The 21,222-nt window shown below is 61.7% G+C and carries 22 protein-coding genes and 1 pseudogene; 12 read left to right on the forward strand and 11 right to left on the reverse strand.

Going from position 1 to position 21,222, the window contains the following annotated elements:
• Positions 1 to 9 precede the first annotated feature (9 nt).
• The 3 genes and pseudogenes from V3B46_RS11160 to V3B46_RS11170 form a co-directional block, all read right to left on the reverse strand.
• Positions 10 to 852 (reverse strand): annotated as a pseudogene (locus V3B46_RS11160) (PA0069 family radical SAM protein); the annotation flags it as partial.
• Between the two features lie 138 nt (positions 853 to 990).
• A complete protein-coding gene (locus V3B46_RS11165) occupies positions 991 to 1,560 on the reverse strand; it encodes a cyclin-dependent kinase inhibitor 3 family protein (protein ID WP_049453273.1) in 570 nt (189 codons plus the stop codon).
• Between the two features lie 606 nt (positions 1,561 to 2,166).
• Positions 2,167 to 2,460 (reverse strand): ArsR/SmtB family transcription factor, encoded by a 294-nt coding sequence (locus V3B46_RS11170; protein ID WP_021202108.1) that lies wholly within the window; start codon positions 2,458 to 2,460, stop codon positions 2,167 to 2,169.
• A gap of 244 nt (positions 2,461 to 2,704) precedes the next feature.
• Between V3B46_RS11170 and V3B46_RS11175 the strand changes: the two genes are divergently transcribed.
• Genes V3B46_RS11175 through V3B46_RS11195 form a run of 5 tightly spaced genes read left to right on the forward strand, consistent with a single transcriptional unit; the run spans position 2,705 to position 5,653 of the window.
• Positions 2,705 to 3,574, forward strand: a complete 870-nt coding sequence (locus V3B46_RS11175; protein ID WP_197574817.1) for an MBL fold metallo-hydrolase — start codon at positions 2,705 to 2,707, stop codon at positions 3,572 to 3,574.
• Complete coding sequence (locus V3B46_RS11180) at positions 3,571 to 4,011, forward strand: YeeE/YedE family protein (protein WP_049453270.1); 441 nt, start codon at positions 3,571 to 3,573, stop codon at positions 4,009 to 4,011. Before V3B46_RS11175 ends, V3B46_RS11180 begins: the two co-directional genes overlap by 4 nt.
• Positions 4,008 to 4,439 (forward strand): YeeE/YedE family protein, encoded by a 432-nt coding sequence (locus tag V3B46_RS11185; protein ID WP_049453268.1) that lies wholly within the window; start codon positions 4,008 to 4,010, stop codon positions 4,437 to 4,439. Before V3B46_RS11180 ends, V3B46_RS11185 begins: the two co-directional genes overlap by 4 nt.
• Positions 4,436 to 4,873, forward strand: a complete 438-nt coding sequence (locus V3B46_RS11190) for a protein tyrosine phosphatase family protein (RefSeq protein ID WP_049453266.1) — start codon at positions 4,436 to 4,438, stop codon at positions 4,871 to 4,873. The genes V3B46_RS11185 and V3B46_RS11190 overlap by 4 nt, the downstream gene beginning before the upstream one ends.
• A gap of 18 nt (positions 4,874 to 4,891) precedes the next feature.
• Positions 4,892 to 5,653: a sulfite exporter TauE/SafE family protein gene (locus V3B46_RS11195; RefSeq protein ID WP_080353444.1), complete on the forward strand. Its 762-nt coding sequence runs from the start codon at positions 4,892 to 4,894 to the stop codon at positions 5,651 to 5,653.
• A gap of 72 nt (positions 5,654 to 5,725) precedes the next feature.
• Here the strand turns inward: V3B46_RS11195 and V3B46_RS11200 are convergent, their stop codons facing one another.
• The 3 genes from V3B46_RS11200 to V3B46_RS11210 all read right to left on the reverse strand — a co-directional run bounded on the left by V3B46_RS11200 (position 5,726) and on the right by V3B46_RS11210 (position 10,249).
• Entirely contained in the window at positions 5,726 to 6,997 is a 1,272-nt protein-coding gene (locus V3B46_RS11200; RefSeq protein WP_049453264.1) for a DUF2254 domain-containing protein, read from the reverse strand.
• A 123-nt stretch (positions 6,998 to 7,120) separates the two neighbouring features.
• Positions 7,121 to 9,100, reverse strand: a complete 1,980-nt coding sequence (locus V3B46_RS11205) for a BCCT family transporter (RefSeq protein ID WP_049468424.1) — start codon at positions 9,098 to 9,100, stop codon at positions 7,121 to 7,123.
• Between the two features lie 51 nt (positions 9,101 to 9,151).
• The gene (locus V3B46_RS11210) at positions 9,152 to 10,249 is read right to left on the reverse strand and encodes a hypothetical protein (RefSeq protein ID WP_049453262.1); all 1,098 of its coding nucleotides are present in this window, start codon (positions 10,247 to 10,249) and stop codon (positions 9,152 to 9,154) included.
• Between the two features lie 298 nt (positions 10,250 to 10,547).
• Between V3B46_RS11210 and V3B46_RS11215 the strand changes: the two genes are divergently transcribed.
• The 3 genes from V3B46_RS11215 (at position 10,548) to V3B46_RS11225 (ending at position 13,661) form a co-directional block, all read left to right on the forward strand.
• Positions 10,548 to 10,916 carry an H-NS histone family protein gene (locus V3B46_RS11215; protein WP_049461414.1) on the forward strand — a complete coding sequence of 123 codons (369 nt, stop codon included), beginning with the start codon at positions 10,548 to 10,550 and terminating at the stop codon, positions 10,914 to 10,916.
• A gap of 287 nt (positions 10,917 to 11,203) precedes the next feature.
• The gene (locus V3B46_RS11220) at positions 11,204 to 12,319 is read left to right on the forward strand and encodes a serine hydrolase domain-containing protein (protein ID WP_049453260.1); all 1,116 of its coding nucleotides are present in this window, start codon (positions 11,204 to 11,206) and stop codon (positions 12,317 to 12,319) included.
• Between the two features lie 169 nt (positions 12,320 to 12,488).
• Positions 12,489 to 13,661: a serine hydrolase domain-containing protein gene (locus V3B46_RS11225; RefSeq protein WP_049453258.1), complete on the forward strand. Its 1,173-nt coding sequence runs from the start codon at positions 12,489 to 12,491 to the stop codon at positions 13,659 to 13,661.
• Between the two features lie 118 nt (positions 13,662 to 13,779).
• Here the strand turns inward: V3B46_RS11225 and chrA are convergent, their stop codons facing one another.
• From chrA to arsH, 3 genes are read right to left on the reverse strand one after another with little or no spacing between them, the layout of a single operon-like run.
• Positions 13,780 to 14,982: a chromate efflux transporter gene (chrA, locus tag V3B46_RS11230; RefSeq protein ID WP_049453256.1), complete on the reverse strand. Its 1,203-nt coding sequence runs from the start codon at positions 14,980 to 14,982 to the stop codon at positions 13,780 to 13,782.
• Positions 14,983 to 15,036: 54 nt separating this feature from the next.
• Positions 15,037 to 15,456: an arsenate reductase (glutaredoxin) gene (gene arsC, locus V3B46_RS11235; protein ID WP_049468421.1), complete on the reverse strand. Its 420-nt coding sequence runs from the start codon at positions 15,454 to 15,456 to the stop codon at positions 15,037 to 15,039.
• Complete coding sequence (gene arsH / locus V3B46_RS11240; protein WP_024957945.1) at positions 15,453 to 16,193, reverse strand: arsenical resistance protein ArsH; 741 nt, start codon at positions 16,191 to 16,193, stop codon at positions 15,453 to 15,455. Before arsH ends, arsC begins: the two co-directional genes overlap by 4 nt.
• A 39-nt stretch (positions 16,194 to 16,232) precedes the next feature.
• On the opposite strand from arsH, the gene V3B46_RS11245 reads away from it, so the two are divergent.
• The 4 genes from V3B46_RS11245 to V3B46_RS11260 are packed head-to-tail and all read left to right on the forward strand — an operon-like array spanning position 16,233 to position 18,518.
• The gene (locus V3B46_RS11245) at positions 16,233 to 16,547 is read left to right on the forward strand and encodes an ArsR/SmtB family transcription factor (RefSeq protein ID WP_049453254.1); all 315 of its coding nucleotides are present in this window, start codon (positions 16,233 to 16,235) and stop codon (positions 16,545 to 16,547) included.
• A 25-nt stretch (positions 16,548 to 16,572) separates the two neighbouring features.
• Positions 16,573 to 17,064: an arsenate reductase ArsC gene (locus tag V3B46_RS11250; protein ID WP_024957947.1), complete on the forward strand. Its 492-nt coding sequence runs from the start codon at positions 16,573 to 16,575 to the stop codon at positions 17,062 to 17,064.
• A gap of 20 nt (positions 17,065 to 17,084) precedes the next feature.
• A complete protein-coding gene (gene arsB, locus V3B46_RS11255; RefSeq protein ID WP_049453252.1) occupies positions 17,085 to 18,143 on the forward strand; it encodes an ACR3 family arsenite efflux transporter in 1,059 nt (352 codons plus the stop codon).
• Between the two features lie 33 nt (positions 18,144 to 18,176).
• The gene (locus tag V3B46_RS11260) at positions 18,177 to 18,518 is read left to right on the forward strand and encodes an FAD-dependent oxidoreductase (RefSeq protein WP_049453249.1); all 342 of its coding nucleotides are present in this window, start codon (positions 18,177 to 18,179) and stop codon (positions 18,516 to 18,518) included.
• Here the strand turns inward: V3B46_RS11260 and V3B46_RS11265 are convergent.
• Positions 18,479 to 19,012, reverse strand: coding sequence for an arsenate reductase ArsC (locus V3B46_RS11265; protein WP_080353442.1), 534 nt, complete (start codon positions 19,010 to 19,012; stop codon positions 18,479 to 18,481). The two genes, V3B46_RS11260 and V3B46_RS11265, sit on opposite strands and share 40 nt — an antisense overlap.
• Positions 19,013 to 19,123: 111 nt before the next feature.
• Entirely contained in the window at positions 19,124 to 20,602 is a 1,479-nt protein-coding gene (locus tag V3B46_RS11270; protein ID WP_049453246.1) for a SulP family inorganic anion transporter, read from the reverse strand.
• Positions 20,603 to 21,222 lie beyond the last annotated feature (620 nt).

Raw genomic sequence — 21,222 nt, forward strand, 5'->3', positions numbered from 1 at the left:
CACAAACGACCCCTGCGGCGAATCCTTCTTCGGCGGCAACGGCTTCTGGAACCGGCTGCAATCCAGCTTCGGCCAATGGCTGTTCTGCGCATTGAAGCCCAGACGTTTGCGCGCCAGCTTGAAGCGGTTGTTCAACAGATCGGCATACACGCCCTGGCCCCGCATGCGCGTGCCGAACTGGCTGTCGTAGTCCTTGCCGCCGCGCAGCTGCTGGATGGTACTCATCACATGTGCGGCGCGATCGGGATGATGAGTGTCCAGCCACTCGCGGAACAGCGGTGCCACTTCCAGCGGCAGGCGCAGCAGCACATAACCGGCGGTGCTCGCACCTGCGTCGTGTGCGGCCTCCAGCACGGCTTCCAGTTCGCTGTCGTTGATCCACGGAATCACCGGCGCCACCATCACGCCCACCGGAATGCCGGCCTCATGCAGACGCTTCATCGCGCGCAGCCGTGCATGCGGCGCCGACGCGCGCGGTTCCAGCTTCGCGGAGAGGTGCGGGTCCAGCGAGGTCACCGAGAAATGCACGCTGACCAGGTTCTCCGCCGCCAACGGTGCAAGCAGATCGATATCGCGCTCGACCAGCGCGTTCTTGGTGATCAACGAAAACGGATGCTTGGTTTCCCGCATCACTTCGATCAACTGGCGGGTGAGTTTGAACTTGCGCTCGATCGGCTGGTACGCATCGGTGTTGATCCCCAGTGCGATTGGTTGCGGCACGTAGCCCGGCTTGGACAGCTCCTTGCGCAGCAGCTGGGGGGCATTGGTCTTGGCGAACAGCTTGGTCTCGAAGTCCAGGCCTGGCGACAGGTTCAGATAGGCATGCGAGGGGCGCGCGAAGCAGTACGAGCAGCAACACTATATGTGTTTGGAGAAAAGTGTTCAGCGCTTCGCACTCTGGAGAGAAGCCCTCCACAGACTAACTGCGCAATACAGGCATCTTGTGCTCCAGCCCAAGGCAATGACGGGTAGGTTAGTGGGGTGTTGTGGCTAGCTCAGTCTCCGGGCTCCGCGATTAGACCAGTTCAGGATGAATTCCTCCTGCTCCGCCGTCTCCACCGCACCAGGTCGCACCGAGCGAACCTTAGCAATTGCATCGATGCCATCTGAGGCAAAGCCTGTTTCAATGAGGAGCATCGACGCCACGGTGCCGGCCCGACCCAGCCCGCCTTTGCAATGCACCACGATCCTGGTTCCAGACAAGAGCTTGGCTGCGAACTGTGGCCCTAGGGATCGCCATGGCCCAAGGAGTCGCGCGTCAGGAGCCGCACCATCTGTAATTGGCAGGCCGTACCACATCAAACCGTGGGCTCTGGCACGTTCCGCCAACGAGGTGATTCGCAGCTCCTCGAACTCCCACGGCTCAATCAACGTGATCAGGTGCTGTGCTCCCCACTCCGCGATCGACGCGAGGTCGACGTCCAGGTCTCGAGCCCAAGAGCCAGTCATTGCTACTTCCTGATGTTTTCCTGGTGCAAAGGTGACGCCGATCCCACCGCCGTTCGTGCCGACAGGTAAGGTGGCAATCTTCAGTGGATGGGAGATACTTGTTCTGCTCATTTGCGCTCTCCGAAATCAGTAGCCCTTTGGGGCGAGAAGCAAACGCTGCGCCCTTTTGATCTCAATGTCCATCTGTGAGCTTAGTGGTGCGGCCAAGGTCTAGTGGACGGCTCGCGCACGCTAGTGATCTAGGGGGAATGAGCCATGCACGGCCCTGTGCGCCTCGGGCTCCTCAGTTACTGATCGTATGCGTGCCGCCGCTAAGCGGACCGAGGGCCAAGTATCAGTAGCGACGACTTGGACGGCGACCCGTTACTTTTCTCTGGAATACAAAGTGACAGGGCCCCGTATGGGATGCACTGGTTCTCACGCTGCGGAATGCTTGTGCAGAGCCCTCGCCCTGAAAATCTCTACTCTCAGCAATGGGCAGCCTTTCGCGCCCAGATCTGGCTGCAGGCTCGACGTCGCTCGCCTCAATTTTCGGCGTCGCCGATGTCCGCTTCCGGCCATAAGCAGACATCCACCCCATCCCTGATAAACATCCCTAGGCCGCAGCAGACCTCGAGCCTGCTGCGGTCAATTGGTTTTGGGGCAGACTACGCCGATGGCCTAAATTCCCCTAGGTCAGTGAGTGTAGCCCGTCCCTTCTAGACGCCTTAGGCCACTTCAAGTTGATGTATCGTCCGCACAGAAGATCCCATGCATCGCGCCCAGCAGTGCTGCAACGCGCGGGTCTGCCATGCGGTAGACGATCGACCGCGATTCCCGTCGGGTCGCTACAAGCTTTCGTTGGCGGAGTTCGGCCAGTTGCTGGGAGAGCGCCGGCTGTCGGATGCCGGTGGCGTCCTCCAGTCCGCTCACCGTCATTTCACCTTGCGCGAGCTGGCACAGCAGCAACAGGCGGGAGGGAGTGGCCATGAAGCGCAGCAACTCGGCCACCTCGGGCACGCGCTCCTTCATCGTGGCTAGGTCTGACGGGCTGAATGGGGGGCTGGTCACGGGTAAGGGCAACTTGGCCGGGTGATGTGATGCAAACACCATGGGGAAGGCGTCCAGTCTAGCATTCTTCTATAGTTGCACACCTTATGTAACCATGTAAGTATTAAGCAACCAATCCCCCCCGGAGCCAGTCGTGAACCAATCCGTAGCGGTAGACGCCCCCTTGGAGCAGGCTGTCCGCGTCGTCAACGATGCGCGTGCCGGCCTGCTCCCCTCGCCTCATGTAAAGACCTTCTTCGATCCTGCCACTTTCACTGCCAGTCACGTCGTACGCGATCCATCTTCTTCAGCGTGCGCCATCATCGACAGCGTCCTTGACTTCGACATGGCCGCAGCCCGCACCTCCACTGCCTCCGCATCGGCGTTGGTGGACTACGTGCGGGCCGAGCGCCTACAGGTGCAATGGTTGCTGGAAACCCACGCGCATGCCGACCACCTCTCAGCAGCACCATGGCTGCGGGGCCAGGTGGGAGGTACGCTGGCCATCGGCGAGCGCATCACCACTGTCCAGGAAACCTTCGGCAAGGTCTTCAATGCCGGTACTGCGTTCAAGCGTGATGGCAGCCAATTCGATCACCTGTTCGCTGACGGTGCCTCCTTCCGCATCGGTAATCTGCAGGCGATGTCGCTGCACGTGCCAGGCCATACTCCCGCTTGTCTGGCGTACGTGATCGGCGACGCCGTATTTCCTGGAGACACGCTGTTCATGCCGGACTACGGCACCGCCCGATGCGACTTTCCAGGTGGCTCGGCTCGCCAGTTGTATCGCTCGATCCAGCGCCTTCTGTCCCTGCCCGACGCCACCCGCGTCTTCTTGTGCCATGACTACAAGGCCACCGGTCGAAACCATTTCGTATGGGAAACAACCATCCGTGCCGAAAGGACAACCAACCTGCATGTGCACGAGGGCGTGACCGAAGCCATGTTCGTGGAAATGCGGGAAGCCCGTGACGCGACGCTCCCGATGCCGCGACTGATCCTGCCTTCAGTGCAGGTCAACATGTGCGCCGGCCATCTGCCCGAACCCGAGGACAACGGCGTGCGCTACCTCAAGCTGCCGGTGGACCTGCTATGACGCTCTCTCATTTGGCTTGGTACTGGCCACTCGCTGGCGGTGCCATGATTGGAACAGCGGCCGGTGCCTATCTGGTCCTTCTCGGCCGCGTTGCCGGCATCTCGGGTCTACTTGCCAAGACACTGGGCATGCCGGGTGACGGCGGACGCGGGAGCGCAGCCCTATTCCTGGCGGGACTTGCCCTGGCGTCAGGCTTGGCATTGGCGGCCAGGCCCATACTATTGCCGGCGCTCTCCGCAAACGGAGCAGTGGTATTGGTGATTGCCGGACTGCTGGTGGGTTACGGAACTCGCCTTGGGGCGGGCTGTACCAGTGGACACGGTGTCTGCGGCCTGGGCCGGGCGTCGCCGCGGTCAGTGGTGGCGACCTGCGTGTTCATGCTCGTGGGCATGGCCACGGCGACCCTGGTACGGATTGTGGCGGGGGGCACGGCATGATCCGTCTCGCCGCGTTCCTGTGCGGCGCACTCTTCGGACTGGGACTGGTCGTATCCGGTATGGCCAACCCAGCCCGCGTGCTTGCTTTCCTTGATGTGAGCGACGCCTGGGACCCCTCCCTGGCGCTGGTCATGCTGGGCGCACTGATCCCTTCCGGCGCAGCCTACCTGTGGATACGCGCCCGCAGAACGCCGCTGCTTGCCGTATCGCTGCACATTCCCACCCATCGCATCATCGATCGGCGCCTGGTGATCGGTGCGGCGATATTCGGCCTGGGTTGGGGTCTGGCCGGACTATGTCCCGGCCCAGCCATCGCGTTGCTGGGAACCGGCCAGCCCTTCGCGATCATCTTCGCCACGGCAATGATCGCTGGCGTGCTCCTGCATGGCCACATTCACCGCCCCACTGCAACTACGGGAAAACCATGAACCTCAAGCCACTCTCCGCCAGCCTCAAGGTGTCCGGCCAGCTCCTGCCAAAGGACATTGAAGCCCTGAAGGAGCAGGGCTTTGCGAGCGTGATCTGCAACCGCCCCGACGATGAACAGCCGGAGCAGCCCAGTCACCATGCGCTGCAGGCCGCCTGCCACCAGGCGGGCATGCAGTTTGCCTATCTTCCTGCGCTGCCTGGCGTCATTACCGATGATCAGGTGCATACCTTTGCCAGGTTGATCGAAGCGCTGCCAAGCCCTGTTGCCGCGTACTGCAGAACCGGCACCCGTGCTGCGATGCTTTGGGCGCTGTCGGAAGTCGTTCACAATGGAGCGGCGTTTGACCACGTTCTGTCTGTTGCTTCGGATGCAGGCTATGACCTTTCTTCCATCGCAACACGGCTGCAGCAAGGCCCGGCGTCCGGCGACTGACATATGGAAGCGCTATCTCTGCTGCAGTTGGTTCTGGGCGGCCTGTCTGGCGTCCTGGTCGGCTTCGTCCTGGGCGTGGTCGGTGGGGGCGGATCCATCCTGGCGGTACCACTGATGCTCTACGTGGTCGGAGTGGGAGATCCGCATGTGGCTATCGGCACCAGCGCCCTGGCAGTAGCGGTCAATGCGGTGTCGAATCTGGTGATACATGCCCGTAGAGGGAACGTTCGCTGGCCTTGTGCCTCGGTCTTCGCTCTGGCGGGGATCGCGGGCGCATACCTGGGTTCCAGCTTGGGCAAGGCGTTCGACGGCAGGAGCCTGTTGGCGCTGTTTGCTGTGGCTATGATCGTTGTCGGCATCGCCATGCTTCGCAGGCGCAACACGCCTGGACTCACGGACGCGCGGCTCGGCAGAGGCAACGCGCCCGCGCTGATTGGGCTGGGCGCCACCGCCGGCGGGCTTTCTGGCTTCTTTGGCATTGGCGGAGGCTTTCTCATCGTGCCCGCACTGGTGGCCGCGACGGGCATGCCGATGATCGCCGCAGTCGGAAGCTCGCTCGTCGCCGTCGCCGCATTTGGCATGACCACCGCACTGAACTACGCGCGTACAGGTCTGGTCAACTGGAAGCTCGCGGCAGTTTTCGTCGTTGCCGGCGTGGCTGGCGGTATTGCAGGTGCAGCAACTTCGACGAAGCTGGCCAACTATCGTGGAGCTCTGAACACGGTATTTGCAGTACTGATCTTCATTACTGCCGCATACATGCTGTGGAAGGTGAGCTGACCGGATGTGCTCCAGACCACAGTCGAGCACTGATAGCCAGCGCAGCGCTTCAAGGGCTTTGATAGGAAGATACTACGAACGGCGGTCCACATCTTCCAGAGTCAAATAAGATGCGACGGCTCGAAGCGCCTCGCGATCAGCTTCGAAATCCATGGCCAATAGGCCGCGCTCCAACGCGATGCGGGCATGCGCCTGTGATGCGACTCTTGTCGCTTCATTCGAGGACCCTGCCAACGCTGCGAAGGCCTTCTGCAGCCGGATACTGACCTCCAGGGACGCGGCGGCATCCCTGGCAATCGGAGTGAACGCGTCCTCAAACATGTCGCGTACGTCGAGACACTGCACGTGCACGCGCGGATACAGCACCTCGCCTGTCGCAGCGTCCCCTGCGTGGCTGGACCATGCACAGAGCAGCCTGACACATGTCCCGATGACGTCGATGCAGGTCCCAGGGTCGTTCACCGCAGGTGACATGGCTCGCTGGGCAATTTCCGCAAGCACGACCAGTCCGAACCGTGGGTCATTCTCAATGGAGCGCGCGTCACTGAAGGAAATGGCTGAGATCACTTCACTCTGCACGTCCGGAAGTGGATTTCCCTCGATGGCTATCAAGGGACGGGCCGGAGTTGCGAACGTACCCGGCTGGCAGAGCAGATGAACGCGCAGATCATGTTCCTGTGCAATGCCGTCGATCCGGGCGACGTCCACATGTTCAACGTAGGCAACCTGATCGCCAACCAGCAGTACCGCCCCCTCCCCTACCGGGACAGCACTGGCTCCGCCGAGCCGAGGCTCCGCGGCGCGGCGCTTCATTGCCGCTTTGGTCGCCCGCTCCACCAGATCGATGGTTTCGCCAACGCGGCCAAAGCGTGAGAACTGCTCGATAGCCCTGAGCAACGTCACTGTGATGACAATGATGACCGCGATGGTTGCCCCGAACAGCACAAGCCGGCCGCTGTCCCCGTAGATGCCGGTGCTGAGCGCGATGAGGCCCACGATCGAGAACAGGAAGGCACCAATGAAGGTGGCCAGCGCACCTTGGGCCCGGGCGTCTTCGATCAGCAGGCGGGCCGCGCGCGGGGTGGCGCTGCTGGATGCGGAGCCGTATGCCGAGACCATGGTGGACAGCGAGAAGGTGGTGACCGTCAGCATTGACGCGGCAAGTATGCCAAGGATGTTGCCGACGGAATCTGCGCCGATCCGTGCGGCAAGGCCAACGGGAATGAGGAACTTCAGGAACGCGCCGGCCAACGCCGTGATGATGCCCAGGGCGCCATACAGGGTCGAACGGAACCACATCCGCTTGGTAACTTTGCTGGCTGCGAGCCTCAGTCGGGTGAGCATGGGCTACTTCCTGGGCAGTTCGACCATCAATAGCACGGTCGGGTGCCGAGGCCACGTCAAAGGCAGGGTCATGCCCGGCCCAAGGCAGATGCCGCCCCTCCGGGCGGCATCTGTGTACGGATTCTACGAGCGCACCTTGTCCAGGAACTGACGGTGGCGTTCGTATTGATCGAGCACATCGTGGATGAGCTGAACCTTGGTCCACCCCATGACGTCGTAGTCCTGCCCGCCCTCCCGCAGATAGACCTCCGCACGGTAATGACGGGTGCCCTCGCTGACCGGCCGACGGGGATCCTGCAGGGCGAACGTCGGCGGCTCATAGGGCTGGGGCCGTACGGAGTAGAAGAAGTCCATCTCCTCGCCATGGCCAACCTGTAGCCACGCACGACCATCCTCTCCCTTGGAGACCTGGACCGGCAGATCCTGCTTGCGAAGCTCAGCAGCAACCTCTTCCAATGCAGGAATGACGCGCTGCTCGATGAAGCCGGTCACCTCGATCTTCAACGGGTTGTGCGCCAGCAGGCGCAGGCGCGCCCGCCAATCCTCGCTGGTGCCCGGCAGGATACGTGCCTCCCGCAGGATCGAGCGCTTGGTGGCATCCAGATGCATGGCCTTCAGCAGTCCCCAGCACATCAGGATCATGACGATCGTAAATGGCAACGCGCTGGCAATGGTGGCTGCCTGCAACGATTCCAGCCCGCCGGCCACCAGCAGGGCAATCGCCAGGCCGCCGACCAGCAGCGCCCAGAAGATTCGCTGCCAGACCGGTGATTCCTCCTCACCCTTCGAGGTGAGCATGTCGATTACCAGGGCACCGGAGTCCGCTGAGGTTACGAAGAACAGCGCAACCAGGATGACCGCCAGCGAAGAGGTCAGCATGGTCAGCGGCAGGTGCTCCAGGAACTCGAAGAGCGCCATCGAGCTGTCGGTTGAGACCGCCTGCACCAACTGCTGGATTCCCTCCGCCCGCACCATGTGCAACGCGGTGTTGCCGTAGATGGTCATCCACAGGAATGTGAAGCCAAGCGGTACGAGCAGCACCCCCACCACGAACTCACGGACGGTGCGTCCACGTGAGATGCGCGCGATGAACATGCCAACGAAGGGCGACCACGCAATCCACCAGCCCCAGTAGAACAGCGTCCAGCCACCCAGCCAACCCGTGGGTTCGTAGGCATAAAGGTTGAAGGTCATCGAGAACAGCTGGGAAACGTACATGCCGGTGTTCTGCACCAGTGCCTGCATCAGGTGCACGGTGGGTCCACAGACCAGCACGAAGGCCAGCAGCGCCGCCGCCAGGATCATGTTGAGCTCGGACAACCTGCGTACGCCGCTGTCCAGGCCAGCCACGACCGATCCGGTGGCCACCAGTGTGATGACGGTGATCAAGCCAACCTGGGCGAGCGTACTGACCTCCAGGCCGAACAGGTAGTTCAGGCCGGCGTTGATCTGCATGACGCCCAGCCCCAGCGAGGTGGCGAGGCCGAAGATGGTACCCAGCGCGGCAAACGTGTCTACGGCATGTCCCAACGGGCCGTGGATACGGTCGCCGATGAGCGGATACAGCGCGGAGCGGACACGCAGCGGGAGATTGTGTCGGTACGCAAAGTACGCCAGCGACAGCGCTACCACCGCGTAGATCGCCCATGCGTGGATGCCCCAGTGGAAGAAGGTGATGCGCATTGCCTGGCGGGCAGCGGCGGCGGACTCAGGCGAACCAACCGGCGGCGTGGCGTAGTGCATGATGGGCTCGGCAACGCCGAAGAACATCAGACCGATGCCCATGCCGGCAGCGAACAACATTGCGAACCAGGAGCCGTAGCTGTAGTCCGGCGTACTGTGGTCAGGGCCGAGCTTGATGCGGCCGTAACTGCTGATGGCGACGCCGACGACGAAGACCAGGAAGCCGGCTACTGCAAGGATGGTGAACCAACCTGCATCATTGGCGGCCCATGACTTGGCCGCGGTGAACCACCGCGTGGCCATTTCGGGCGCGAAGGCGGCAAGCGCCAGCAGCGCGATGACGATGGCTGCCGTGGGAATGAACACCTGCGGAAGGATCCGCTGGCGAACGGGGGGATGTTGCGGAGCCGTGCTCTGCATGGATACCTCCGTGTTATTGGGTGGAAAAACCTGCGGCTTGCGCGAGGCCGATCAGAAGTAGAAGCCGATATTGAGGTTCAGCCGCGAATGCCAGCTGGAAGGGCCTCCTTCGTCGATGCCGATACCATCACCACCAGCAAACCACATGTTGCGGCCAGCGATCCAGTCGACATAGGTGAGCATGATGCCTTTCTGCAGGCTGCAACCGGTCACGTTCTGCCACGAATCACGAAGGCCCGCGCGGTGCCCGACCGGGCGGGTCATGCTGAGGTTGTTATAGCAGGTGATGTCATCCAGCCAGCCCTTCTGGCCGAACGAATAGGCGATGTTGGCGCTTGGCACATCCGCCTGCGCTGCAACCTGGAAGGGGGATTGGAACGCCGACATTGCGATGCGATCTCCGGGCACGGCATACCGGTACCGCGCCCACTGCAACTGCGCGGTCCAACCATCGCGCTGCCACTGTGCGTGGAGGGCCGCGCCCTGATGACCGTAGTGACGCCGTGTCTGAGTGTTCTGCACCTTGCCAGCAAACGCTGATGCGCCCAGCAACAGTTCGCCGCCGCCCCAGTCGCGCGCGCTCTCCACGCGTGCATGCAGTCGTTGCCGCTCGCGATACGGCAACGCCTCGGTCTGCGCGACATCAAAGGAGTAGCGATCGTAGCGAGCCCCGGACCCGTATTCGTCTCCGGAGAACCAGCCAAGATGCCAAGTTGTGCTGCCGCTGCGGTGAATCACCACAAGGCCCGGATCGTAATCATCCTCGATGCCCAGGTAGTAGCCGGAGCCGAACCAGAAACTCTGCGAAACGGTGGGGAGCAGCCCGAACGGGACTTGCTGGATACCTGCCTTGAGCTGGGTAGCATCGGAGAACTGCCAGCCCGCGTAGGCGTGATGCACGGCGTCGAAGCCATCGTACCAGCGGTATTGGGCAGAGAAGGAAAACGGTCCGGTTCCAGCGTCAAGGTCTGCACGCAGCAGTTCAAGCTGCAGGCGGCTGGTCGGCCCGTAGTCGAGCCAGCCATAGTTGAACCTGACGGCGCCTCCTGGATCAAAGTAAGGATCTCTATGGAGGTTATCCTCAGAAGCATCTGCAGCCAGCGAAGTTCCCGCCAACGCGGCAGCGACAATGAAGGGAATTGATCTCACGGTTATGCGCCTTGCCTCCCTGATCTGCTACGGAAAGCGCTTGAGTCTAACGTCGATTCATCCAATGCCTCAAACTGGCGATCTCAAAGAACTCTTGGCGACACCACAGCAATCACTCACTGCGCGTCTTTAGTCCTCAGGTCCATATGCCACGTGAAAATCATGTGCAGTGAGAGAGTAGCTAACACGATAAACTTTTTAGTAGTCGATCCTGAGATTGAGCGACTCATAGTGGACATGGAGTGACACGCAATGTCATTTGAGAATAGGCTAGGGCCTCGACATCGGGGAAGAATTCATGACTATTGATATCAGCGGCCTTTCTGCCAAGGAACTTCGCTCACTGATTGCTCAGGCGGAGAAGCAGCAGTCCAAAGTGCTGTCACGCCCTAAGGCCACAGCGATGCGCGCCAAGATCAACAAGTACGTCAAGGATCATGGATACACGATAGAGGAACTCTACGGCGCTTCAGTGATCGTGCCCTCCGAAACCGCCAAGAAGCGAGGTGATCGGAGGCCTGCCAAATCGACAGTGCCCAAGATCGCTCCCAAGTACCGCAATCCTGCAGTGCGCGGCCAGACGTGGTCCGGTCGAGGGCGGCAACCGCGATGGATAGCCGAGCTGGTAGCAAGCGGAAAATCACTGAATGACTTCCTGATCAAGTAGTGATAGCGAGGTAGCCGCACACCGGTACCGCAGCAAGTCCTGAGAATCATTAGTCATCAGATCGAACAGGATGCTGGTGCGCGGAATGCCCTGCCAGGTAGGCGATCAAAGATTTCAGCTAGTCGCAGTTGATGTGACAGCGGGCGAACAGCAGGCGCTCCACCTTATTGTGAGCATGACTCTTTGCACTGTCGTGCCCGGGTGCCTGGGCCTAAGGTTGCCGGCCGGCATCGGTTCCGTCGGCACTCGCCAATCCATTTTCCAGACGACCTGGCCCAGGGAAATCTATGCTGCCTGCACTCTTGCGCACCGCCTTGCTGACCGTTGCCCTGTCGGCATGGCTTCCAGCCCAGGCGCTTGCGGCCGGTTCTCTTAAGGCAGCCAACAGCAAGGCCAGGGCCTTCATCCAGCAGGCCATGCAGGAGCACCGGATTCCGGGCCTCCAGTTGGCAGTGGTGCAATATGGGAAAGTAGTGCTGCTGGAGAACTACGGGTTCGCCAATGTCGAGAACCGGGTGCCTGTTACCGGCAAGACGCTGTTTCCGATCAACTCGGCCACCAAGTCGTTCACCGGCGTAGCCATGATGCAACTGGTCCAGGACGGGCGGGTGGACCTGGACGCCCCCTTGTCACGCTATTTGGACGATGTGCCCGCGACCTGGCGTGGGGTGCGGATCCGGCAGCTGCTGGGGCATACATCAGGCCTTCCGGAGATCATCGACTCGCAGGGGGCCTTTGGCGGTGCGACGGAGCCGGAGGCATGGAGCGCGGTCGAGGCTCGGCCTCTGGAGGTATCGCCAGGCGAACAGTTTTCGTACAACCAGACCAACTACGGCCTGCTGTCGCGGATCATCGTCAAGTTGAGCGGGCAACCGTACGAGCGATTCGTGACGCAGCGACAGTTCGATGTGGCGGGCATGCCCTCCACCACGTTCGGTGACAGCTATGACCTGGTTGCCGGAGCCGCCACGATCTACAGCGTGTCGCCGCGGGGCTCGCTGGCACCGGACGACGGTGAGCGCCTGTCGCATTGGATTTATGAAATGCCCTACAGCCTGTGGGCGGGTGGCGGAATCCAGACGACGGCCGAAGAGCTGTCGCGCTGGATCATTGCGCTGTCGCAGGACCAGTTGATCGATGATGCACATGTCCAGCGCATGTGGCAGCAAGAGCCACTGAACAGCGGGGCGAAAAGCGATTGGGCCTTAGGCTGGCCGGTGTTGAAGGCTGATCGCCCGCGCCAGGTCGCAGGCATTGGCGGTGCCCGCGCGGCATTCGTCGTCTACCCGGACGAAGACTTGGCCGTGATCGTGCTGACCAATCTTGCCGGTGCGAACCCGCAGCGGTTTGTTCGACGCATCGGCGAGTTCTACCAGTCGCGGACGAACGACTCCACCCATTGATGCCGACGAAGCTCCGGGACGACGTGTGCTTTCGACACGAAGCGGACGTCCACACGCACACCTTCTGGCTGGCGCCAGGGGCGGCCGCCGCGAGAACAGGGACAGGTGTGCGGCCCTCGGTGTTCGGCTATCTTGAGAGTTCTTGCCACAACCCTTCAAGCACAGACGCATGCAAGCGATTTCGAGGATTGTTCGAAACGGGCGGTGGCTCAACTACTTCGTATTGTCCGTCGTGTTCTTGGCTGCCGGCTGCAAGGGCGAGCATGTGCCGGCAAAGGATCTCGGGGCGGACCTCGATGAGGTGGCCGCAACACTGATACAGCAGCCATTGCTCCACTCAACCTCGATCGCAGTCGTATATCGGGGCCAGGAATTCATCCGTCATCGCGGCAACATGGAAGCCGGCAGGCTGAGCCCTCCGACCGACGCGACCCTCTACGAAATCGGTTCGTTGAGCAAGACCATGGCAGGGACCCTGATGGCCAATGCCGTCCTGGAGCGCAGGCTGGGGCTGGACGACGATGTCCGGGAGTATCTGCACGGCAATTATCCGAACCTGCAGTACAAGGGCGACCCCATCCGCATCCGTCACCTGCTGTCGCATACGAGCGGTCTTCCGAACATGTTGCCGGAACGCGCGAACACGGTGCTCGCGGACTTCACCGATCAGCGTACGCCTCGTGAACTCAATGCCATTTACGCCGGCTATGGCAAGGCGGATTTCTTCAGGGACCTGCATGCCGTCGAGATTCACCAGGTGCCCGGAAAGGATTACGCCTACTCCAGTGCTGGAACCCAACTGGCGGCGCATATTCTGGAGACGGTTTACAAGAGCGACTATGAGTCGCTGTTACGCGAATTCTTCCGCGATTCCGCGGCAATGGCGGACCTCAGAATCAGGCTGGGCGATGCTGAGGCGCCCCGGCTTGCGGTCGGCTACCACAGTGACAACGCGGTACCGACCTCGCCCATGCCGGAGTTGCCTTGGGGAGCATCGGGGAACGTAAAGGCGACCGTTCCGGAAATGGTGAAGTTCCTCAAGTTCCAGCTGGCCGGTGGGCCCGTCGTGACGGAATCACACCGTACTCTTGTCGAATTCGATTCCGAGTTCAGCATCGGCTATTTCTGGAACATCGTCGGCGGCGACCACTTGAAGGGCACCTACTATGCCCATCATGGTGGTGTGCCCCGCTCGCAGTGCTATATCTACATCATGCCGAAGTATGACCTTGGCATTTTCGTCATCACCAACCAGAGCGGCGACAAGACTGCCCACGCCATGGAGGCGGCGATCAATACACTGGTCGAGAGAATAGTCGCGCGAGATAACATCTCTAGCTAGGGCCTGTCACGTTCGCGTCCTGCGACTCGACTTGACCGAGGGATTGTGAATGACCGCTGCTGGCCAGAAGCAGACGTTATGTTGTGCTGCAGAGGCGCGCCTGATTGACCTGGCGGCGTTACCGTGGCAGGGCCCAGGTCGTCATGGCAGCCAGCAACACAACCAAGATCGGCGGTGTACGCGCGAGGGCCAGTAGCCCGAACGCAACCAGCGCCATCGCGGCATCCCATCGGTCATGGATCGCACTCGTCCACACCGGGTTGTACAACGCAGCCAGCAGAATCCCGACCACCCCGGTGTTGACGCCAGCAATCGAAGCTTGCAAACCCTTTCGGTGGCGCAGGGCCTCCCAGAACGGCAGCGCCCCCACGAGCACAAGAAAGGCTGGCAGGAAAATGACTGCCAACAGCACAAGGCCTCCAAGCCAGCCACCCAGCGGCCCCTTGGCCAGGGCTCCCAAGTACGCCGCGAAAGTGAAGAGAGGGCCTGGCACCGCCTGCGCCGCACCGTACCCAGCGAGCAGATCCGCAGTGGTCACCGTGCCGCTTTGGACAACCGCGGTCTGCAGCAACGGCAGTACGACATGGCCGCCGCCAAAGACCAAGGCACCAGCACGGTACGTCCCCTCCAACAGCACAGCCAACGGGGAGCCACTAGCCACCACCCACACAGGCAGCAGAACAAGCGGCAGCACCAACAGCATCAGCGCTACCGAGCCCGTTCTTCGCGAGACGGGATAGCTGCAAGCTAACTGGCCCTGGGCAGGCTCGATTTTCAGCGCCCAGCGACCGAGCAGGCCGCTGCAGATGATCACCACCATCTGGCCGAAGACCGAGGGCAGTGCTAGCGTCAATACGGCGGCGACAAGCGCCATCCCTGCCCGCAGGCGGTCCGGGCATAGGGTCCGGGCCATTCCCCATACAGCCTGCGCCACCACGGCAACTGCAACGATCTTCAGGCCATGCAGCCAACCGGATTCGAGGATGCCTTGGTATCGAGCAACGCCAAATCCGAACAGGATCATCAGTACGGCCGATGGCAGGGTAAAACCTGCCCAGGCGGCCAGCAGGCCAAGCCAGCCGGCGCGAGCCAAGCCCAGCGCCATCCCAACCTGGCTGCTGGCTGGGCCTGGCAGTAACTGGCACAAGGCCACCAGATCCGAGTAGCTACGGTCCGTCAGCCACCGGCGGCGCTCGACAAACTCGAGGCGGAAGTAGCTCAGATGGGCGATCGGGCCGCCGAACGAGGTCAGTCCCAGTCGTAGGAACACCAGGAAGACACGCCACGCACTTTCGCTTTTTGCGGGATGGAGCGTTGGCATGGGGCAGGATCTCCGGTTGTTCTCAAAGGCGGCCAGCCCGGCCCAGCACCCAGACTAGGTCGCCGGGCTTCCCCTGTGCTCGGCCACCAACTCTCCATCTTCCTTCCGGAATGGTCCGGGAAGCTTCGGCAGGATATCCAGCACCAGTTCGGAAGGGCGGCACAGGCGCGTGCCATTATCGGTTTGCACGAAAGGACGATTGATGAGTATTGGGTGCGCCAGCATGGCATCAAGCAGCGCGTCGTCGCTCAGTGCCGCATCGCCCAGTGCCAGCTCGTCATAAGGAGTGCCCTTCTGCCGGAGGGCGTCGCGCACGCTCAAGCCCGCGGCCCTGATGAGGTCGCCCAGGCGCGCGCGGCTGGGCGGGTGGGCCAGGTAGTCGATCACTTCCGGCTCGATCCCGGCGAAGCGGATCATCGCCAGGGTGTTGCGCGAGGTGCCGCACTTGGGGTTGTGGTAGATGACCGCGTTCACGCACTTTCCTCCTCGTTCAAAACAGTTTCCACCACCCCTGCAGCGGCCGCCAGCGCCGCCGCCTCGATGGCCCCCTTGCGCTCGCTGTAACGGTCCACCAGGTAGTCGGTGCGCCCACGTACCAGCAGGGTGAACTTGACCAGTTCCTCCATGACGTCCACCACGCGATCGTAGTACGCCGAGGGTTTCATTCGACCTTCGTCGTCGAACTCCTGCCAGGCCTTGGCGACCGAGGACTGGTTGGGGATCGTCACCATCCGCATCCACCGGCCGAGCACACGCAGCGCGTTGACGACGTTGAACGACTGCGAACCGCCGCAGACCTGCATCACGGCCAGCGTGCGGCCTTGGGTGGGGCGCACGCTGCCCTCTTCCAGTGGCAGCCAGTCGATCTGGTTCTTGAATACCGCGGTAAGGGTGCCATGGCGTTCCGGGCTGACCCACACGTGTCCCTCCGACCACAGCGAGGCCTGGCGCAGCTCCTGCACCTTTGGGTGGGTCGCTGGCACCGAGTCAAGCATCGGCAGCTCATGTGGATCGAACAGGCGGGTTTCCGCCCCGAGCTGTTCCAGCAGCCGCTGCGCCTCCAGCGCCAGCTTGCGACTGAACGACTGAGGTCGCAGCGACCCGTACAGGATCAGGATGCGCGGGCGGTGCGGCTGCGCGGCCGGGTCGTTGAGCTTGGTGGCCGTCGGGATGTCCAAGGCACCTGGGACCAAGTTGGGGATCTGCTGCACGGGGTTGTCCTACGGAATCGATTCTATTATTCTAGAATCATGGAACATAACGCTGCAACCCGCGCTCTTGCTGCCTTGGGCCACGCCACCCGCCTGTCGATCTTCCGCCTGCTTGTACAGGCCGGCAGAGGCGGCAAGCTGGCCGGTGACATTGCCCAGACGCTCTGCTTGCCTGGTGCCACGCTCTCCTTCCACCTGAAGGAACTGTTGGCTGCGGGCCTGATCAGCGCCGAGCAACGTGGTCGGACGATCTGCTACCGGGCCGAGTTCGAGGCGATGACCGCATTGGTGGCCTATCTCACGGAGAACTGTTGTGCCGACGAACAGGCCTGCGAACGACCCGCTGGCTGCTGACCAACCCACCTTAGAGATTGCTCAGATGACCCGTCGCGTCCTGTTCTTGTGTACCGGTAATTCCGCTCGCAGCGTGTTGGCCGAATCGACCCTGAAAAAGTGGGGCCAAGGCCGCTACGAGTCCTTCAGCGCCGGCAGCCAGCCGGCCGGCCGCGTCAACCCGTTTGCCATTGCTCAGTTGCAGCGCGAGGGTTTCCCGGTGGACGGCCTTCGCAGCAAGTCGTGGGACGAGTTCGCCGAAGCGGATGCCGCGCCGATGGATCTGATCGTCACCGTCTGCGACAGCGCGGCAGCCGAGGCATGCCCGGTAGTGTTCGGCGACTTTGTACGGGTGCACTGGGGCCTGTTCGATCCGGCCGGCGTTGAAGGCTCGGACGGACAGAAAGCCGAAGCGTTCGATCGCGCGCACCAGATCATCAAGGCGCGCCTGAAGGCGTTTCTGGAGATCTCAGACAGCGTCTGGGATGACAGCGAGGCCCTCAAGGCCCGGCTCGACCCGATCGCACAGATCAACTGACCGTCTTTCCGGAAATCCCCATGACCACTGATACCTCCCGCCTGTCCTTCCTGGACCGGTATCTCACGCTCTGGATCTTCGCCGCCATGGCGCTCGGCGTCGGCATGGGGGCGTTGTTCGAAGGTGTACCCAGCGCGTTGAACAGCCTCTCCATAGGGTCGACCAACATCCCGATCGCGATTGGTCTGATCCTGATGATGTATCCGCCGCTGGCCAAGGTGAAGTACGAGGAACTGCCGCGGGTCTTCGCCGACAAACGGGTACTGATGCTCTCGCTGCTGCAGAACTGGATCGTCGGTCCGTTCCTGATGTTCGGCCTGGCCGTGCTGTTCCTGCGCGATTACCCCGAGTACATGACCGGCCTGGTCCTGATCGGGCTGGCACGGTGCATCGCCATGGTGCTGGTCTGGAATCAGCTTGCCCGCGGTGACGGCCAGTACGTCGCCGGGCTGGTGGCATTCAACTCGATCTTCCAGATTGCGCTGTTCAGCGTCTATGCGTGGTTCTTCCTGTCCTGGTTGCCGCCGGCGTTCGGTCTGCAGGGCAGCGTCATCGATGTCAGTTTCTGGACCATCGCCGAGGCTGTTCTGATCTACCTTGGCATCCCGTTCCTGGCGGGCTTCCTCACCCGCCGATGGTTGAAGGCGCGCAAGGGCGTGCAATGGTATGAAGAGACGTTCCTGCCCGCCATCAGCCCGGTAACCCTCGCCGCACTGCTGTTTACCATCGTGGCGATGTTCAGCCTGAAGGGCGGCGATGTGCTGAGGATTCCGATGGACGCGGTACGCATCGCGATCCCGCTGACGTTGTACTTCATCATCCAGTTCGTCATCAGTTTCTTCATGGGCAAGCTGATCGCCAAAGACTACCCCCGCACCACCGCGATCGCGTTCACCGCAGCAGGCAACAACTTCGAACTGGCCATCGCCGTGGCGATCGCGGCGTTCGGGCTGGCCTCCCCGGTAGCCTTCGCGGCCGTGATCGGCCCGCTGGTGGAAGTGCCCGTGCTGATTCTGCTGGTCCACGTCGCCCTGCGGCTGGGCAAACGCTACTTTCCTGCCGATGCACGGAGCCGCTGAACCGCCCAGGTGCGGCAGCATGAGGAAGTCCCGATGGACAGCGTCGATGTGGTGGTGATCGGAGGTGGCCAGGTGGGTCTTTCGGCTGGCTGCTTTCTGCGCCGCAGCGGGCTGTCCTATGTGATTGTTGATGCCGAAACGTCGCTTGGCGGGGCGTGGCAGCATGCGTGGAAATCCCTGCATCTGTTCTTGCCGGCGGGCTGGAGCTCGATAGTCTCCAAGGTGACCGAGACCACGTGGATCACCCAACGGGAGCCAGCCTTCCTGGCCGACGATTCGGCCACGCTGATTGGGATGACCCGATACGCGCGCGAGGCAGCAAGGCAAATCAGCGACTACGTCGGGGCTGTTTCTCCGCTGCCATCTGGCCCCTGAGCCTCGGTGCCATTGCCCAGCGCCCGCACCTGCGATTGCAGGGCCATGCGGTCCAGCGCTTCAGGCTTGAGCGCCAACAGCAATCCGAGACGGTGCTGGAGCTGGTGAAGCGTGCTCAGGAACGCCTTGTGGACCTGCTCAGCGCTGCCCTGCACTGCGGCCGGGTCGGGGATGCCCCAGTGGGCGGTAGCCGGGTGGCCTGGCCACACGGGACACGCTTCACCCGCGGCACGATCGCACACCGTTACGATGAGATCCATCTGCGGTGCTTCCGGACCTGCGAATGCCTCCCACGGCTTGCTCGACAGCCCGGCAACGTCGAAGCCAATCTCCGAGAGCACCTGCAGGGCCACCGGATGAACTACGCCCTTGGGATGACTGCCCGCACTGTAAGCGCGGATACGTTCACGCCCTAAATGGCTGGCCAGTGCTTCGGCAAGAATGCTGCGCGCCGAGTTGCCTGTGCAAAGGAACAGAACATTCAGGGGACGCATGTCATCGCAACCATTTATCTAGAATAATCGAAGTATTGCCTTGCCATATGTCAACTCGATGACTGCCGAAAAGGAAGCGGGCACCCCTCGGTGCCCGCTTCGCTCATCTGTTCAATGACCCGACGACCGTGTGGCGCCTGGCGTACGATGCTTTCCCAAGCGGTCTACCAAGGTCTCACTTGCATCGTTGAGACCGAACACCTCAACGGTCGCGCCGTGCTCGCGCAGCTTCATCACTACCCGGTCGAGCGCATCAACGGCGGTCAGGTCCCAGAAGTGGGCGTCCTTCAGATCGATGATGACCTCCTTGGGGACATCCAGATAGTTGAAGCTACTCACGAACTGTCCGGCAGACGCAAAGAACACCTGCCCCTTCACAACGTAGACGCGCGAGTCGGTCTCGACCTGGGTGTCGTCGATGATCAGCATCTTGCCGACCTTGCGGGTGAAGAACACCGCCGACAGGATCACGCCTGTCAACACGCCTTTGGCGAGGTCGTGGGTAGCCACGGTCACGATGACCGTGCCAATCATCACGACCGAAGAGCTCTTGGGATGAATGGCCAGCTCGCGCAGCGAGCGCCAGCTGAAGGTGCCGATGCTGACCATGATCATCACCGCGACCAGTGCGGCCATTGGAATCTGACTCACCAGGTTTGACCCATAAACAACCAGAAGGAGCAAAACCACGCCGGCCACAAGGCACGAGAGACGGCCCCGGCCACCGGAAGTGATGTTGATCACCGACTGGCCGATCATTGCACAGCCTGCCATGCCCCCAAAGAAGCCCGTTACGGTGTTAGCCAAGCCTTGGCCAGCACATTCGCGATTCTTCTGGCTCGGGGTATCGGTCATGTCTTCGACGATCTGCGCGGTCATCAGCGATTCCAACAAGCCAACGACCGCCAAAGTCGCCGAAACCGGCAGCAGGATCTGGAGTGTTTCCCAGGTGAATGGCACATCCGGAATCAGGAACGACGGCAGGCTGTCAGGCAGCGCCCCCATGTCGCCTACGGTGCGTACCTGGAAGCCGAAATACATGGAAGCGGCCGTGAGAACCACGATCGCCACCAATGCCGAAGGAACGGCTTTGGTCAGCAGCGGCAGCAGGTAGATGATTGCCAGACCCACAGCACAGATCGCATACACCATCCACGGCATGCCGATGAGCTCGGGAAGCTGCGCCATGAAAATGAGAATCGCCAGTGCATTCACAAATCCGGTCACCACCGAGCGCGACACAAAGCGCATCAGCGAGCCCAACCGCAGGGCGCCGGCCAGCATCTGCAGGACGCCGGCAAGGATGGTGGCGGCAAACAGATACTGAATGCCGTGCTCGCGCACCAGCGTGACCATCACCAACGCCATGGCGCCGGTCGCAGCCGAGATCATGCCAGGGCGGCCACCGGCGATGGCGGTGATGACGGCGATGCAGAACGAGGCATACAAACCTACCTTTGGGTCGACGCCGGCGATGATGGAAAACGCGATTGCCTCAGGAATCAGGGCTAGCGCAACGACAATGCCCGACAGCAGGTCACCACGGATGTTACCGAGCCATTGCTGGCGCAGGGGATAAATTGCAGACATAGAAAATGATCTCCGCGCACAGCAGTGCGCGCCAAACGAAAGAAACAGGCACCCTTCCAGACCTAAGTGTCTGGGTCGCTTCTTCAATCAAGCGTCAGGGTGGAGTCATCGCTAGCCGATCCGTTGGGTATTTGACGGTATATTGTAGACTGGCATAGCGCCTGAGGGGAAATCCGGCCGGCATCGCGGTCGCCTCGGTGCACTCTCAAGGGTAGCTTCCCAGATCCCAAGATCATTTCGCAGGCGAAGTCGACAAGCTGGTAGGCAGTTGATCAGATTGAATTGAGCTCTGACCGAATCGCCAAAGAAGAGGTGGACATTCGCCGCGGGGCCTATGTCCGCTATCGGCCAGAAGCCGACGTAGGCAGCCAGATTGGTCACACACCGTAGCGCCTGTTGCCTCCAGACGTAATGCAGTAGCGTCCGCCGCGAGGACCAATACAGACGCGTGATCCAGAGCACGGACAGCTCCCATCAGAATAATCGGTACGTGCGGGCCGGAACTTTTCGCGCGAGGGTGACACGGGCCGATTATTAGGCCGGTAGCAGCCGCTTCCGCTACAAAGTAGCTTCGAGCTGACCCATTTGGCAGGGGCGCCCTGGGCCGATATTCGTGCCCA

It is taken from the genome of Stenotrophomonas sp. SMYL11, assembly GCF_036320005.1.
In the GTDB taxonomy this organism is placed as follows: Bacteria; Pseudomonadota; Gammaproteobacteria; order Xanthomonadales; family Xanthomonadaceae; genus Stenotrophomonas; species Stenotrophomonas maltophilia_A.

Excerpts from the sequence above, each read along its gene's own strand:
- V3B46_RS11265 (WP_080353442.1), bottom strand. The coding sequence starts at position 19,012 with ATGCGTCCCCTGAATGTTCTGTTCCTTTGCACAGGCAACTCGGCGCGC.
- V3B46_RS11180 (WP_049453270.1), top strand. The coding sequence starts at position 3,571 with ATGACGCTCTCTCATTTGGCTTGGTACTGGCCACTCGCTGGCGGTGCC.
- V3B46_RS11190 (WP_049453266.1), top strand. The coding sequence starts at position 4,436 with ATGAACCTCAAGCCACTCTCCGCCAGCCTCAAGGTGTCCGGCCAGCTC.
- V3B46_RS11205 (WP_049468424.1), bottom strand. The coding sequence starts at position 9,100 with ATGCAGAGCACGGCTCCGCAACATCCCCCCGTTCGCCAGCGGATCCTT.
- arsB (WP_049453252.1), top strand. The coding sequence starts at position 17,085 with ATGACCACTGATACCTCCCGCCTGTCCTTCCTGGACCGGTATCTCACG.
- V3B46_RS11170 (WP_021202108.1), bottom strand. The coding sequence starts at position 2,460 with ATGAAGGAGCGCGTGCCCGAGGTGGCCGAGTTGCTGCGCTTCATGGCC.
- V3B46_RS11185 (WP_049453268.1), top strand. The coding sequence starts at position 4,008 with ATGATCCGTCTCGCCGCGTTCCTGTGCGGCGCACTCTTCGGACTGGGA.
- V3B46_RS11260 (WP_049453249.1), top strand. The coding sequence starts at position 18,177 with ATGGACAGCGTCGATGTGGTGGTGATCGGAGGTGGCCAGGTGGGTCTT.
- chrA (WP_049453256.1), bottom strand. The coding sequence starts at position 14,982 with ATGCCAACGCTCCATCCCGCAAAAAGCGAAAGTGCGTGGCGTGTCTTC.
- V3B46_RS11220 (WP_049453260.1), top strand. The coding sequence starts at position 11,204 with ATGCTGCCTGCACTCTTGCGCACCGCCTTGCTGACCGTTGCCCTGTCG.
- V3B46_RS11200 (WP_049453264.1), bottom strand. The coding sequence starts at position 6,997 with ATGCTCACCCGACTGAGGCTCGCAGCCAGCAAAGTTACCAAGCGGATG.
- V3B46_RS11250 (WP_024957947.1), top strand. The coding sequence starts at position 16,573 with ATGACCCGTCGCGTCCTGTTCTTGTGTACCGGTAATTCCGCTCGCAGC.
- V3B46_RS11245 (WP_049453254.1), top strand. The coding sequence starts at position 16,233 with ATGGAACATAACGCTGCAACCCGCGCTCTTGCTGCCTTGGGCCACGCC.
- V3B46_RS11225 (WP_049453258.1), top strand. The coding sequence starts at position 12,489 with ATGCAAGCGATTTCGAGGATTGTTCGAAACGGGCGGTGGCTCAACTAC.
- V3B46_RS11270 (WP_049453246.1), bottom strand. The coding sequence starts at position 20,602 with ATGTCTGCAATTTATCCCCTGCGCCAGCAATGGCTCGGTAACATCCGT.
- V3B46_RS11215 (WP_049461414.1), top strand. The coding sequence starts at position 10,548 with ATGACTATTGATATCAGCGGCCTTTCTGCCAAGGAACTTCGCTCACTG.
- V3B46_RS11165 (WP_049453273.1), bottom strand. The coding sequence starts at position 1,560 with ATGAGCAGAACAAGTATCTCCCATCCACTGAAGATTGCCACCTTACCT.